The sequence below is a fragment of the Candidatus Comchoanobacter bicostacola genome (assembly GCF_024172705.1).
Lineage (GTDB): Bacteria > Pseudomonadota > Gammaproteobacteria > Comchoanobacterales > Comchoanobacteraceae > Comchoanobacter > Comchoanobacter bicostacola.
Map to the genome: position 1 here is coordinate 729984 of NZ_CP092900.1, position 14200 is coordinate 744183.

General features: G+C 39.3%; 24 protein-coding genes. All 24 read right to left on the reverse strand.

Features of this window, described 5'->3' with window-relative positions; all coding sequences use genetic code 11:
* The 24 genes from secY to MMH89_RS03590 all read right to left on the reverse strand — a co-directional run bounded on the left by secY (nucleotide 1) and on the right by MMH89_RS03590 (nucleotide 14183).
* The gene (gene secY, locus MMH89_RS03475) at nucleotides 1-1308 is read right to left on the reverse strand and encodes a preprotein translocase subunit SecY (RefSeq protein WP_258568063.1); all 1308 of its coding nucleotides are present in this window, start codon (nucleotides 1306-1308) and stop codon (nucleotides 1-3) included.
* Nucleotides 1309-1311: 3 nt separating this feature from the next.
* Nucleotides 1312-1755 carry a 50S ribosomal protein L15 gene (gene rplO / locus MMH89_RS03480; protein WP_258568064.1) on the reverse strand — a complete coding sequence of 148 codons (444 nt, stop codon included), beginning with the start codon at nucleotides 1753-1755 and terminating at the stop codon, nucleotides 1312-1314.
* A gap of 11 nt (nucleotides 1756-1766) precedes the next feature.
* The gene (gene rpsE, locus MMH89_RS03485) at nucleotides 1767-2282 is read right to left on the reverse strand and encodes a 30S ribosomal protein S5 (protein ID WP_258568065.1); all 516 of its coding nucleotides are present in this window, start codon (nucleotides 2280-2282) and stop codon (nucleotides 1767-1769) included.
* Between the two features lie 9 nt (nucleotides 2283-2291).
* Complete coding sequence (locus MMH89_RS03490) at nucleotides 2292-2639, reverse strand: 50S ribosomal protein L18 (protein ID WP_258568066.1); 348 nt, start codon at nucleotides 2637-2639, stop codon at nucleotides 2292-2294.
* A 13-nt stretch (nucleotides 2640-2652) separates the two neighbouring features.
* The gene (rplF, locus tag MMH89_RS03495) at nucleotides 2653-3186 is read right to left on the reverse strand and encodes a 50S ribosomal protein L6 (RefSeq protein ID WP_258568067.1); all 534 of its coding nucleotides are present in this window, start codon (nucleotides 3184-3186) and stop codon (nucleotides 2653-2655) included.
* Between the two features lie 5 nt (nucleotides 3187-3191).
* Complete coding sequence (rpsH, locus tag MMH89_RS03500; RefSeq protein WP_258568068.1) at nucleotides 3192-3590, reverse strand: 30S ribosomal protein S8; 399 nt, start codon at nucleotides 3588-3590, stop codon at nucleotides 3192-3194.
* A gap of 14 nt (nucleotides 3591-3604) precedes the next feature.
* A complete protein-coding gene (gene rpsN / locus MMH89_RS03505) occupies nucleotides 3605-3916 on the reverse strand; it encodes a 30S ribosomal protein S14 (RefSeq protein WP_258568069.1) in 312 nt (103 codons plus the stop codon).
* On the reverse strand, nucleotides 3906-4508 hold the full coding sequence (rplE, locus tag MMH89_RS03510) for a 50S ribosomal protein L5 (RefSeq protein WP_258568070.1): 603 nt from the start codon (nucleotides 4506-4508) through the stop codon (nucleotides 3906-3908). Before rplE ends, rpsN begins: the two co-directional genes overlap by 11 nt.
* 10 nt (nucleotides 4509-4518) lie before the next feature.
* Entirely contained in the window at nucleotides 4519-4845 is a 327-nt protein-coding gene (rplX, locus tag MMH89_RS03515; protein ID WP_258568071.1) for a 50S ribosomal protein L24, read from the reverse strand.
* 12 nt (nucleotides 4846-4857) lie between these two features.
* Nucleotides 4858-5226, reverse strand: a complete 369-nt coding sequence (gene rplN, locus MMH89_RS03520; protein ID WP_258568072.1) for a 50S ribosomal protein L14 — start codon at nucleotides 5224-5226, stop codon at nucleotides 4858-4860.
* Nucleotides 5223-5483, reverse strand: a complete 261-nt coding sequence (gene rpsQ / locus MMH89_RS03525; RefSeq protein ID WP_258568073.1) for a 30S ribosomal protein S17 — start codon at nucleotides 5481-5483, stop codon at nucleotides 5223-5225. The genes rplN and rpsQ overlap by 4 nt, the downstream gene beginning before the upstream one ends.
* On the reverse strand, nucleotides 5483-5680 hold the full coding sequence (rpmC, locus tag MMH89_RS03530; protein ID WP_258568074.1) for a 50S ribosomal protein L29: 198 nt from the start codon (nucleotides 5678-5680) through the stop codon (nucleotides 5483-5485). Before rpmC ends, rpsQ begins: the two co-directional genes overlap by 1 nt.
* On the reverse strand, nucleotides 5673-6098 hold the full coding sequence (gene rplP, locus MMH89_RS03535; RefSeq protein ID WP_258568075.1) for a 50S ribosomal protein L16: 426 nt from the start codon (nucleotides 6096-6098) through the stop codon (nucleotides 5673-5675). The genes rpmC and rplP overlap by 8 nt, the downstream gene beginning before the upstream one ends.
* Nucleotides 6099-6126: 28 nt before the next feature.
* Nucleotides 6127-6756, reverse strand: coding sequence for a 30S ribosomal protein S3 (gene rpsC, locus MMH89_RS03540; RefSeq protein WP_258568076.1), 630 nt, complete (start codon nucleotides 6754-6756; stop codon nucleotides 6127-6129).
* 1 nt (nucleotide 6757) lies between these two features.
* Entirely contained in the window at nucleotides 6758-7099 is a 342-nt protein-coding gene (rplV, locus tag MMH89_RS03545; RefSeq protein ID WP_258568077.1) for a 50S ribosomal protein L22, read from the reverse strand.
* 12 nt (nucleotides 7100-7111) lie between these two features.
* A complete protein-coding gene (gene rpsS / locus MMH89_RS03550) occupies nucleotides 7112-7384 on the reverse strand; it encodes a 30S ribosomal protein S19 (RefSeq protein WP_258568078.1) in 273 nt (90 codons plus the stop codon).
* Between the two features lies 1 nt (nucleotide 7385).
* Nucleotides 7386-8258 (reverse strand): 50S ribosomal protein L2, encoded by an 873-nt coding sequence (gene rplB / locus MMH89_RS03555; protein WP_258568079.1) that lies wholly within the window; start codon nucleotides 8256-8258, stop codon nucleotides 7386-7388.
* A gap of 9 nt (nucleotides 8259-8267) precedes the next feature.
* On the reverse strand, nucleotides 8268-8558 hold the full coding sequence (gene rplW / locus MMH89_RS03560; protein WP_258568080.1) for a 50S ribosomal protein L23: 291 nt from the start codon (nucleotides 8556-8558) through the stop codon (nucleotides 8268-8270).
* Nucleotides 8555-9190, reverse strand: a complete 636-nt coding sequence (gene rplD / locus MMH89_RS03565; protein WP_258568081.1) for a 50S ribosomal protein L4 — start codon at nucleotides 9188-9190, stop codon at nucleotides 8555-8557. Before rplD ends, rplW begins: the two co-directional genes overlap by 4 nt.
* A complete protein-coding gene (rplC, locus tag MMH89_RS03570; protein ID WP_258568082.1) occupies nucleotides 9187-9831 on the reverse strand; it encodes a 50S ribosomal protein L3 in 645 nt (214 codons plus the stop codon). The genes rplD and rplC overlap by 4 nt, the downstream gene beginning before the upstream one ends.
* A 9-nt stretch (nucleotides 9832-9840) precedes the next feature.
* A complete protein-coding gene (gene rpsJ, locus MMH89_RS03575) occupies nucleotides 9841-10173 on the reverse strand; it encodes a 30S ribosomal protein S10 (protein WP_258568083.1) in 333 nt (110 codons plus the stop codon).
* 20 nt (nucleotides 10174-10193) lie between these two features.
* Nucleotides 10194-11375, reverse strand: coding sequence for an elongation factor Tu (gene tuf / locus MMH89_RS03580; RefSeq protein ID WP_258568084.1), 1182 nt, complete (start codon nucleotides 11373-11375; stop codon nucleotides 10194-10196).
* Between the two features lie 94 nt (nucleotides 11376-11469).
* Nucleotides 11470-13572: an elongation factor G gene (fusA, locus tag MMH89_RS03585; RefSeq protein ID WP_258568085.1), complete on the reverse strand. Its 2103-nt coding sequence runs from the start codon at nucleotides 13570-13572 to the stop codon at nucleotides 11470-11472.
* Nucleotides 13573-13601: 29 nt separating this feature from the next.
* Complete coding sequence (locus tag MMH89_RS03590; RefSeq protein ID WP_258568086.1) at nucleotides 13602-14183, reverse strand: uS7 family ribosomal protein; 582 nt, start codon at nucleotides 14181-14183, stop codon at nucleotides 13602-13604.
* Nucleotides 14184-14200 lie beyond the last annotated feature (17 nt).

Sequence of the window (14200 nt, forward strand, 5' to 3'; positions counted from 1 at the left end):
TTACCTAAATAATTGTAAACTTTGCTTCTTGCTCCCCTTTCCTTTAGATACCATCTCATGGTATTTATCAGGAATCAGATGTGCATTAAGCTGACTCATAAAATCCATCACTACGACTACTACAATCAATAGCGATGTACCCCCAAAATAAAATGGTATCTTCAATGTGCTCACAAATAGCTCAGGAAGCAAAACAACAAATGATAGATACAGAATCCCAAACAATGCTAAACGAGACATTACCTCATCAATATAGCGCGAGGTTGCTTTACCAGGTCTAATACCTGGGATCATTGCCCCACCCTTTTTTAAATTCTCTGAAAACTCATCTGGATTGAATGTCATTGATGTAAAGACGAATGAGAAGAAACTAATGGCAGCAACCACTACAATGCTATATAAAAGCTGTCCAGGCTGCAAAAGACGTGTAGCAATATTTAACAAATTAGACTCAGCTGGAGTAGTAAAGAAGCCTGCAATACCAAGAGGTGTAAACACCATAATATTAGCAAAAATCGGGGGCATTACACCAGCCATATTGATCTTTAGTGGTAATACATTAGCACTGGATCCAGATGGACTTCGAGAGGGGTGCGTTACTTTAATCTGTCTCTGGCCTTTTTCCATAAGTACTACAAATGCTGTAATCATAAAGATTGCAGCTAGAATGACAATTAGAGATAAAATTTGTAACTGCCCTCTCGAGAACATATCAAAAAGATTTGAGAATACGTCAGGGAAACGTGAAGTAATACCCGCAAATATAAGCACAGAGATACCGTTACCAATACCTCGCTCTGTAATCTGCTCACCTAACCACAGCATAAACATTGTACCTGTTGCCAATGAGATACTTGTAGTAACAAAAAATAGTGCTGATGGATTTAATACAAACCCATTACTCAGAAGCTGGCGAGCAACTGGGACTGATTGAATAAGTGCAACGATCAATGCTAGGACGCGCGTATATTTTGTCAGCTTATGGCGGCCTTGCCCACCTTGCTTCCGTAGCTCTTCAAGTGTTGGCAATACATAAGACAGTAGATTAATAGCAATAGATGCTGAAATATAAGGTCCAATCCCTAATGAAAACACACTCATCCTAGAGAGCGCGCCTCCAGAGAACATATTCAAAAAGCTGAGGAAACCACCTTTGTTTTCTGTGAAAAACTGCCCTAGTTTTACTAGATCAACCCCAGGGAGTGGTATGTGTGCACCCATGCGAAAGACAAATATAGCAAATAATACGAACAGAATTCTGGAACGTATTTCTGATACTGCGCTTTTTTTGGGAGCATTCACATTCATTGTTTACGACTCTACTAGTTCACCACCAACTGACTCTAAAATTTCTTTAGCACCCTTTGTTAGGCCGATGCCTGATATTTTATAAGCACGATCTAACTTGCCTGCAGCATAAAACTTGACAAACTTAGTTGACTTTTTGATTAAATTAGCTGCACTCAACACTGATAAAGTAATTGGCTCATCAGCTGATAACTTATTAAGCACACTAACAGGTAAGTCTATTCTATAGAGGCTTTTTCTAGATGTGAAACCACTTTTAGGCGTCACACGGTAGAAAGGCGTTTGCCCCCCTTCAAAGCCAGCTCTGATATTACCACCCGATCTAGACTTCTGACCTTTGTATCCTCTACCTGCAGTATCCCCACATTTTCCAGAAGATCCACGCCCTTTTCTTAGCTTCTTGTGCACTGAACCGGGAGCAGGTTTTAGTGTATTTAAACCATTCATACCTTTACCTCTTAGCTATCTTTTTTTTGGTTCTGGACTCGTCCCAGCACCTTTGATTTAGAAATATTACGTCTCTTAGCTACATCAGCTAAAGATTCCATATCACGCAGCCCTTTAATTGTTGCCTTTACTACATTAACTGGATTAGAAGAGCGATAACGCTTAGCAAGCACATTCTCTACACCTAAGCAATCAAATACCGAACGCATTGCTCCACCTGCAATTACACCCGTACCAGGACTTGCTGGAGACATGTAAACTATCGATGCGCCATACTGGGACTGTATTGCATGGTGCAAGGTGCCATTGATAAGCTGAATCTTGTGCATACTCTTCTTTGCTTCATCTACAGCTTTCTGCATTGCAATTGAAACCTCTTTAGCCTTTCCACTACCTAAGCCTACTTTTGATTTACCATCACCTACAACTACGTGTACAGTAAAACTAGACTGTCGACCAGCTTTGCTAACCTTGGAAACCCTGTTGATTGTAACAACCTCTGTAATTAACTCTCTATCGTTCGCCATTATTATACCCTAAATATCAACTTTTACAAATCTTAGTCCTTCAGCTACTGCTTTAACACGACCATGATACTTTAAACCTGCACGATCAAACGCCAAGTTTTCAATTTTTAACTTTTTAATTCTTTCACCCAAAACTGTACCTACATGATATGCAGAAGCAACGTTACCTGTGTGTGTTAACTTCGACTTATCTTTTTCAGGCAAAGCAATACTGCTACAGTATGTTAATGTCTTACCTTCAGGTGAGATGACCATAGCTCTAATATGGTTATTAGAACGCAAAACAACCACTCTGTTTTTAGTGCTTTGCATCATTCTCGACTTTAGACGTGAACGTTTGGAAAATCTACTGCTCATAACTTAATCCTCTCTAATCTTTCTTAGTTCTGTAATGACGACCTCGCAAGCGAACACCTTTTGCCTTGTAAGGATCTGGTTTACGCAGAGCACAAACGGAAGCAACAAAATCGCCTAGCTTCTTTTTAGAGTATGAACGACAAACGATTTCACGCTCATTTGGTACCGTTACCTCAAGATGCTCCGGTATCTCCACATGATCATCATGAGATTTACCTAAGGCAAGTGTTATTTTATTACCAGCGAGCTTCGCTCTGTAACCTAGACCATGTATTTCTAGAACTGACTCAAAGGGTTTTGCCATGCCATCAATGAAGTTTTTTACATGACGGAAATCTGTTCCCAGCATGGATCTTGATAAGACATCTTTCTTATCAGATTCATCCATAGAAAACTTTATATTATCTCCATCTAACTCAACCTTAACAGCCTTATGAGCCAACCATATTTCTCTGGCACTACCATTTGATATCTCTATTTCGGAGCCATTAACTTTAACGGTAACACCTGCTGGAATGGAAATGGGAATGTTTGCTAATCTTGACATAATTATTACCTGTAATCTATTTCACAAATTAATTCACCACCAAGCTTAGCATTAATAGCTTGCTTGCTAGTCATAATTCCTGAACTGGTTGAAACAATAAGATACCCCAAACCATTTCTAATGATTGGCATATCAGAGTAACCACGATAAACACGTAAGCTAGGCTTACTAACTCGCTTGCAGGACCTCATTGAAGCAGCTCCATCAACATAGGATAGTTCAACATCAATAACAGGGAAAGTTCCAGACTCGTTAACAGTGAAACCTTGTATAGAGCCTTGTTCTTTCATAACAGATAATATAGCTATGGCAACCTTTGAATGACTGACAACAACTGAGTCTTTTTTGACAGCATACGCGTTTTTAATTCTATTTAAAAAATCAGCGATTGGATCTTGTAACATAATTTAATACCTCATTACCAACTTGCTTTTCGTAAGCCGGAAATATATCCTTCACGAAATGCTTTAAACAAACAACACCGACATAACCCAAAGCGGCGTAAAACACCTTTAGGACGTCCACAACTCCAACAACGACGGACCATACGAGAAGTAGACTCATCTCTAGGTCGCTTTGATAGCGCAATCATAGCTAACATCTTTTCATCCATAGATGAATCTACGCTAGAACACTGCTCTTTCAAAGCCTGTCTCTTTTCTTGGTTTTCTTTATGATTAAATCTGACTTCTTGCTGCTTAGAGCGTGCAATCATTCTTTTAGTTGCCATTGGAACCTCCTTCCTCTTTCTCGATAAATGGAAAACCCATTAATTTTAAAACATCATAAGACATTTCTCTATTTCGACCTGATGTAGTTACTGTAATATCTAGCCCATGAATCGATAATATCATTTCAAATGGAATTGATCGGAAAACAGACTGATCCGGGATACCAAGTGATAAATTGCCTTGCTGATCTAATGACTGTTTTTTAATACCTCTGAATTCTCTAACAGCAGGCATAGTCATAGTGAGTAAGTAATTAATAAAGTCATCCATACGCTCTTTTCTTAACGTCACTTTGATACCAATAGGCCAACCTTGTCTGATCTTGAAGTTTGCTTCTGATTTACGCACTTTAGTTACCACAGGTTTTTGACCAGTGATCAGCGCCATCTCTTGAAGGGCGTTCTCTAACTCCTTCTTATCATTTGCATTCTGGCCCAAACCCATATTTACAGTTACCTTAATAACTTTTGGTACAGCCATATTAGACTTAAGCCCGTACTTTTTCATAACCTGCTTTTCAATATCTTGACGAGCAGATCCTGTTTTAGCCGACACTTTATTCTTACTTACACTAGCTTTTATTGCAGTCATAATATAAACCTCAACTTACTTCTTTATCTGTTAATTTGTTGTAGCGAACCTTTTTGCCAGAGTCATTCTCCCTGAACCCAGTTTTGAAGCGCTTATTCTCCTTAACATCGTAATGAGCGACATTAGAAATATCAATAAATCCTTCAACTTTCTTACGCTCACCTGCCTGATTTTCTTGGGGATTAGCTTTCACAAAATGCGTTTGCATGTTTGCAGACTTAACCTTTACTTTAACAGAGTCTTTGACTTTTTTGATTGCAATAATTGGTCCATCTACACCCTTTGAGCGACCGATAGTAACCAATACATGATCATTTAGTTTAAACTTTTTGCTCATATTAACCACCTATTATAATACCTCTGGAGCCAACGATAGAATTTTGGTAAACTTCTTACTACGCAATTCACGTGGAATTGGTCCGAAAATACGTGTACCGATCATTACGTCATTGTCTGTTAACATAACGACAGCATTAGAATCAAAACGAATCACATCGCCGACATTTCGTCGCACTGGATATTTCGTTCTAACAATTACTGCTCTATATGTTGTACCCTTCTTAACTTTACTATTTGGAATTGCTTCTTTAACAGTAACACGAATGATATCACCTACTGAAGCATTGTTCCTATGACTACCGCCTAATACTTTGATGCACTCTACTCTTTTAGCACCACTGTTATCAGCTACCATTAATTCTGTTTGCATCTGAATCATACGAGACCTCCGTCATGCTTCTTTAAGATGGAAACTAAAGTCCATGATTTTGTCTTAGAAATAGGCTTGGTCTCAGCAATCTCAACAAAATCCCCGATGTTCAATTCATTCTTAGCATCATGGATGCTTAACTTTGAATGTCTTTTGATATACTTACCAGTAAAGTGCACAACTGTTCTTTCAATAAGAACTACAGCTGTTTGATTCATTTTGTTACTAATAACTTTACCCTGAAGTTTTCTCTGCTTACTTTCCATTATTTAGACTCCAACTTTTGATTCACTGCTGTTTTGGCACGTGCTATTTTTTTTCTTAATACTTTGAACATATGCTTACTATACTCTTGACCAGTTGAACGTTGCATTCTCATCTGAAAGATCTCTTTCTTGCACTGATCAATGATCTGATGCAAATCTGTTATAGACTTGCTATATAAATTATCTAACTTACTCATTTTCTGTCACTTCTCTTTTAGCAAATTTTACTTTAAAAGGCAGTTTAGCAGCACCCAGCTTAACAGCTTCTTTGGCTACCTCTTCTTCAACCCCACCAATTTCCATAATAACTGTCCCAGGCTTAACATTAAATGCATAATGATCTACAGGACCTTTACCTCTACCCTGCCTAACCTCTAATGGCTTTTTAGAAACGGGAATATCCGGGAACACACGAATAATAATACGAGCAGTCCCTCTTTTTGTAACTTTAATCAAAGCACGACGTGTTGCTTCAATCTGGCGAGCATTTAATCTACCTCTACCATCAGATACAATCCCATAATCGAGAAAATGCAGCTTTGATGAGCGTGCCATTCCCCTATTGCGACCTTTCCTCGCAACTCTAAATTTTCTATTTTTCGGTGGATTTTGCATATTTTACTCCGTATCTTTTGGATACCACTTAATCGTCAAACTTATCGCCTTTATAGACCCAAACTTTAACCCCTATTACACCATAAGTTGTATTAGCTAGAGATAAAGCATAATCAATATCTGCTCTAAAAGTATGTAAAGGAACTCTACCTTCTTTATAAGTCTCGCTTCTAGCAATTTCAGCACCAGATAAACGACCGCTTACCATTACTTTGACACCCTTTGCACCGGATCGCATAGCAGAATGGATTGCTCTCTTTACAGCTTTCCTGAATAATACTCTTTTTTCTAACTGTAATGCAACTGATTCAGACAATAATTTTGCAGATAAATCAGGCTTTTCAACCTCTCTAATGTTAACATGCACATTAGTTTTCATTATTTCTTTAATCTTTTTCTTTAAAGTTTCAGCATCAGAGCCTTTTTTACCAATGATCATTCCTGGCTTTGCACAGTGAATCGTCACATGAGCATCATTAGCTGTACGATCAATAATGACCTCATCAATACCGGGGTATTTATTTGTTATCATTTCACGAACCTTCATATCAGATCGAGTGAACTCAATGTAATTCTTTTTACTATTTGTACACCAATTGGATGATGGCATCAAACCATTGTAAAGACGAATTGCTTTTGGACTAACCTTACTACCCATTTTACTTAATCTCCGACTGTTCTGCTAACTTAATCTGAATATGTACTGAGCGCTTCAGGATACGTGTTGAACGTCCTTTTGCACGTGCACGCCAGCGCTTAAGCGTTGGACCTTTATTCACTCTTACTTCTGATACATACAGCGTATCAGAATCTTTGTTCTCATTGTTTTCAGCATTTGCTACTGCTGACTTCAAAGCTTTTAGCATAGCAGCACATGACTTTTGTGGGCTGTACGCTAATGCATTTGTGGCATAAGATACTGACTTACCACGAATCATATTAGCAGCAGGCTGTGTCTTCTTTACAGATGAGCGCTGGTTATTTAACTTAGTCTTAGACATATCTTATTCTCCTTATTTGCGCTTATCGTCACTTTTATGCTTTGCTTGCTTTCTTGTAGGAGCAAACGCACCAAGTTTTTTACCAACCATTTCAGGAACAATATGCACTTCTTCATACTTATTTCCTGTATGAACCTGGATATTCATTCCTACCATTGCAGCAATAATAGTACTACGCCTACTATTTGTCTGCACAGGGCGTCTATGGTTATCAGCACTACTCTTCTTAATTTTACGAAGTAATGATTGATCAATAAATACACCTTTTCGTGTCGATCTTGGCATATTAGCTACCTCTCTTTTCTTTTGACTTACGTCTTGATTTCAAAATAAAGACATCAGTTCGTTTGTTAGAACGGGTCTTTTTACCTTTGGTTTTCCAACCCCATGGTGAACAAGGGTGTCTACCACCTGAAGTACGACCTTCACCACCACCCATTGGATGATCTACGGGGTTCATGACAACACCTCTAACAGTAGGCCTGATACCAATCCAACGCTTTGCACCAGCTTTACCATATTTTCTTAGGTTATGCTCAGAATTAGAAACCTCACCAATTGTTGCACGGCATGTCAGTAAAACCTTTCTAGTTTCACCTGATCTTAATCGTACAATTGCATATTTATCTTCTTTACCTAAAAGTGAAACATAAGATCCAGCACTCCTTGCAATCTGACCACCCTTACCTGGGCGCATCTCTACATTATGAATCACTGTACCTACAGGAATCGCGTCAAGCGCTAAAGTATGCCCAACTTCTAAACGTGCACCAGAGCCAGACATAACTTCATCACCAGCTCTTAAGCCTTTAGGTGCTAAAATATATGACCATGTACCATCTAGGTAACAAATCCTAGCGATATGCGCTGTTCTATGTGGATCGTATTCGATACAGTGCACTTTAGCTACTATATTATCGTTTGAATTACGCTTGAAGTCTACATCCCTAAGCTTTGATCGGTGCAAACGACTTGAGCGATGCCTAACCGTTATACGCCCATTAGAGTTACGACCACCCTGCTTAATACCTTTTTTAGAGGAAAGCAATGACTTGAGTGGACCCTCTTTAGATAAATGCGTATGTTTAATTGACTGCGCACCACGCTGACCAGGGGTAACAGGTCTTTTTACCTTAATGTATGTTGATTCTTTAATCATAACTACCTCTTATTGTCCTGATAAATCAATTGTCTGACCTTCTTTTAAAGCAACTAAAGCCAACTTAAATGATTTAGTCTCACCGCCTTTACGTACTTTTTTCTTACCTGGTCTTGAAACAATTCTACAAGATGTAACGTCAACATCATAAATTGACTTTAAGGCACTTTTGACCTTAGTTTTATCTGCAGATTTTGCTACTTTAAATGTATACTGACCGGTTTTTTCAAAAGCATTGGAAGACTTTTCCGTTATATACTGGCCTAGTAAAACGTCATATAATGTTACATGCTTACTCATGATAACCACTCCTGAATTTGATCTAACGCAGCTTTAGTGATTAGTAACTCGCTAGCATGTTTTAATGATAATGGATCGATACCATAAACGTCAGATACCATATACTCATACAAGTTCGTGCATGAAAGGTAGATATTTTCAGTAATCATGTCTGTTATTATCAGTCCAGTCCAATTTTTTGGCTTGCCTAGATTGGTGAACTCTATACCCGACATTTTAGATTTAAAATCCTTTGTTTTATTTGAAGGAACATCGATTTCACTAACTACCTTAAGCGTACCATTTCTAACATGGTCAGAGAACATAACTTTGATCGCTTTACGATATTCCTTCTTATTAATCTTAAACGAAGAAATTCTATCAACAGACTTTTTAGCAAAAGTTACACCACCTTTTCTCCAGATTGGACTACCACGTGAACCTGCACGCGCTTTACCCAACCCTTTCTGCTGCCAAGGCTTTTTAGTACTATATGAAACTTCTGAACGACCTTTATTAGCAGCTGTTGAAATACGTTTTTTATTGTAAATTGTGATAACCTTGTTAATCACATGATCATTTTCAGCTTCAGAAAAGACGCTATCTAGCAGTTCAACTGTCACTTTTTTATCATCAGCTAATGCTATTTTCATGACTTATCTCCAGATGACTTCTTAATTGACTTTTTAATAAACACATAACTACCTTTTGGTCCTGGTACTGAGCCACGTACTGCAACTGTCATATTGTCGTGATCTATCCCCACAATCTCTAAGGCTTGAATAGTACAGTTAACTCCACCATGACGTCTAGCCATCTTCTTACCTTTGAATACACGACCTGGATCTTGACACTGACCAATAGAACCTGGAGCCCTATGTGACAAGGAGTTACCATGAGAAGCACGCTGTCCAGCAAAGTTCCATGCCTTCATTACCCCAGTAAAGCCCTTTCCGGTACTCACTGCTTGTGCATCTACATACTGCCATGAATCAATTTTATCCAATCCAATCACGCTTCCTACACTAATATCAGAAACATCATCACATCTATACTCGTATATCTGCTTCAATGGGTCAGAGCTAGAAGCAGCAAAATGACCTTTAGCTGGCTTTGTAGGCTTCTTAACTAATTTTCCAGTAGCAACCTGAACAGATTGATAACCATCTTTTTCAACATTCTTAACTTGAGTTACAACATGCTTTTCGAATGATAACAGTGTTACTGGAACACGCTCACTACCAACATTGATTGATGTCATACCTTCTTTTTTAAGTCGTAACCTAATACTCATTATTCAACCCTACTTTATATCGTCAACACTAATTTCAACGTTCACACCTGCAGCTAGATTTAAACGCATTAATGCGTCAATAGTTGCTGGGTCTGGCTGAATGATATCTACCAAACGAGCATGAGTCCTAATCTCATACTGATCACGCGCATGTTTATCTACGTGCGGAGAGACTAGAATAGTAAACCGCTCCATCTTAGTTGGCATAGGGATTGGTCCTTGAATTTGAGCACCTGACCTCTTGGCCGTGTCGACAATCTCTTTTGTCGCTCGGTCAATCAACTTGTAGTCATGGGCTTTTAACCTAATCCTAATGCGAACCTTTTTATTTTTGGCAACCATAATAACCTCTCATTCGCTAATTATTCAACAATCTTAGATACAACACCTGCACCTACAGTCTTACCACCCTCTCGGATCGCAAAACGTAGCCCTTCTTCCATCGCAATCGGGCTGATTAACTCAACCACGAACTTGACGTTATCACCTGGCATTACCATCTCAACATCTGCTGGAAGCTCTACTGCTCCTGTTACATCTGTTGTTCTGAAGTAAAACTGTGGTCGATACCCTTTGAAGAATGGTGTATGTCTTCCACCTTCTTGGCTGGTTAGAATATAAACCTCTGCCTCAAACTTTGCGTGTGGTTTAATTGAACCTGGTGTCGCTACTACTTGACCACGCTCAATGTCTTCACGCTTCAATCCTCTTAATAGAATCCCTACGTTATCACCCGCTTGACCTTGTGGCATCTTCTTACGGAACATTTCCACACCGGTACACGTTGTCTTTTGTGTTTCATTAATACCAATGATCTCTACTTCATCACCAACTTTCAACACACCTGTTTCGATTCTTCCTGTCGCTACTGTTCCACGACCTGAAATGGACATTACATCCTCAACCGGCATCAATACTGCTTTATCTAAATCACGTACTGGATCTTCAATGAAGCTATCCAACGCATCCATTAATGCATCTACTGCTTGCGTACCGATCTCTGTATCATCACCTTCGAATGCTTTCAATGCTGAACCTCTGATAACCGGTGCATTATCACCATCAAAGCCTTGAGCACTTAATAGCTCACGAACATCCATCTCTACCAACTCTAGAAGCTCTTCATCATCTACCATATCCACTTTGTTCATGAATACTACAATTCTTGGTACACCAACCTGACGTGCAAGTAAGATATGCTCTTTAGTTTGTGGCATTGGACCATCATTAGCTGAAACCACTAAGATCGCTCCATCCATCTGCGCAGCACCAGTAATCATGTTTTTGATGTAATCTTTGTGTCCTGGGCAATCCACGTGTGCATAGTGACGTTTTTCACTTTCATACTCTACGTGTGCGGTATTAATAGTAATACCACGCTCAGCTTCCTCAGGCGCTTTATCAATATCAGTTACGGATACACCCGCCTGATCACCTTTTAATTTTACCATTGCCGTGGTAAGTGTTGTCTTACCATGATCAACGTGCCCGATGGTTCCCACATTTACGTGAACCTTATTTCTTTCAAAGTCAGCCATTTTCATGCTCCAGTTTCATTTCAATTTGCGTTTATACTTACAAAATGGTTTGTATTTTTTAACATTTTAGTCTAAATAAATCAAGATATAAATACATCTATCATTCTGACTCCCCTTTTATCACAGTCTCCGCAATACTTGCAGGGACCTCACCATAACGTTTTGGATCAATATTAGGTACCGCTCTACCTTTTGTCATTGACCTTAATTGCGTTACATATCCAAACAACTCAGAAAGAGGCACCTCTGCCTTAACAATCTTTCCAGAGTGCCCATCATCTAGCCCAAGAATTAATCCTCGGCGTCTATTCAAATCAGCAACAACGTCCCCAACATTCTCTTCAGGAGTCATCACCTCTACATTCATAATTGGCTCAAGCAGGAAAGGATCCGCGTTCTTTACCGCTTCTCTGAAGCACTGAGAGCCAGCAATCTTAAAGGCAACTTCACTAGAGTCAACTTCATGATATGAGCCGTCATACAGCGTTACCTTTACATCTTGAATAGGATATCCAGCTAAAACACCGTTTTCAGCTTGCTCTTTAACACCTTTATCTACCGCAGGGATATATTCCCTTGGGATAGCACCACCAACAATTTCGTTATGGAACTCGTAGCCCTTACCACTTTCAAGTGGCTCAATGCGCAAGTACACGTGTCCGTATTGACCACGACCACCACTTTGCTTAATATACTTACCCTCTTGTTCGACTAACTTACGTATACCCTCTCTGTAAGCAACGTGCGGTTTACCCACACTAGCCTCAACACCAAATTCAGTTTTTAGGCGATCTACAATTACTTCTAAGTGTAACTCACCCATTCCCATAATAATCGTTTGACCTGAATCAGGATCAGTTTTAATTTGGAAGGACGGATCCTCAATGGTAAGACGACCTAATGCGACCGAAAGCTTCTCCTGAGCGGCTTTATTCTTTGGCTCAATAGCCACACTAATTACCGGCTCTGGAATATGCATTGATTCTAAAATAATTTCTTGACCAATGTCACACAATGTAACACCTGTTCTAACCGTTTTCATACCTACCGCTGCAACAATCTCACCAGCCTGCGCACTTTCAATATCAACCCGCTGATCTGATTGCATTAAGAGCAATCGACCGACACGCTCTTTTTTACCTGTTCCCATGTTATAAACTGAAGAACCTGCTTTAAGCACACCAGAATAAACACGTATATAAGTTAGCGTTCCAACAAAGGGATCTGTAACAATCTTAAACGCTAAAGCTGACAATGGCTCAGAAGAGTCTGACTTACGAGAGATTTCATTACCACCCTCATCTTGTCCTATAACAGCTGGAACGTCTAATGGACCTGGAAGGTAATCAAGAACGGAATCTAGAACCGGCTGAACACCTTTATTTTTGAATGCTGAACCACACATCATAGGAATTATTTCATTTTGAAGCGTTAGAATGCGCAATCCTTTTTTTATCTGTTCTTCAGATAAATCGCCATTTTCAAAAAATTCATTCATTAGATCTTCGTCAGCTTCTGCAACTGATTCTAACAACTCCGCGCGCTTCTCGTTTGCAAGATCAACCATATTTTCAGGTATAGCAATCTCATCCCAAGAAATACCCTTGTTTTCCTGATTCCAAATAAGTGCTTTCATCTTAACAAGATCAACAACACCTTCAAAATAATCTTCTTTGCCAATTGGAATGTTCAAAATTACAGTTCTGGCTTTCAATCTTGTCTCTACCTGCTTTACTACTTTGTAAAAGTCAGCACCAGAGCGGTCCATTTTATTAACAAACCCAATCCTAGGAACACCATACCTATTTGCCTGAACCCATACTGTTTCAGATTGAGGCTCTACCCCACCTACAGCACAGAAAACAACTACAGCACCATCCAGAACTCGTAATGATCGCTCAACCTCAACTGTGAAATCAACGTGTCCTGGAGTATCAATAATATTAATACGGTGATCTTTCCAATAACATGAGATAGCAGCAGACTGAATAGTAATACCGCGCTTACGCTCAGCATCCATAGTATCCATTACCGTATTACCGGAGTCTACGTTTCCAAGCTCTCTAGTTTGACCTGTATAAAACAAAATACGTTCAGTTGTGGTTGTCTTACCCGCATCTACGTGCGCAGAAATACCAATATTTCGCATTTTGACTAAGTCAACTTTCTGTTGGCTTTTCTTAATATCTTCAATTGAACTCATAATATACTTCCTCTACAGGCCATACTTAGTTATTGGCTTGTTTTTACCTCTTGACTTGGATTCGTACGACGAACTAAGTTAGCATTAGCTCTATTTGCATTCGCCATTTTATCTTGTGTCTCTTTCTTCGTAATCGCTGCACTCTTACCTTCGACCGTCTCATACATTACATTAGATAGCTTATCAACCATGCTAGCACCCTGAGATCTATCTCTAGCAGCCTCGATCAACCAACGAATTGCCAATGCAGTACCACGCTTTTTGTTCACAACAATAGGCACCTGGTAGTTTGCACCACCCACACGCTTACTCTTCACTTCGACTCTAGGTGTAATACGATCAATGATAAACATGACCATTTTGGCTTCTAACTCTCGAATATCAGAATACTCACCAATCTCACTCTTTTGAGACTCAGTTAAACGGGCAGCAGCTTTTGAAATTGCTTGATACAAAATTCTTCTTGCCAAGGAGCTTTTACCGTCGCGCATTAATCCACGTATGATTTGTGAAACCAACTCACTTAACTCGCCCTCAGGGAACTGGTTATCTAGTATTTTTTTAGCTACGTTGCCATGCGTTCGCATAGCGTGACTTTTACCTCTGGACATTCTCTTCTCTACCTCTG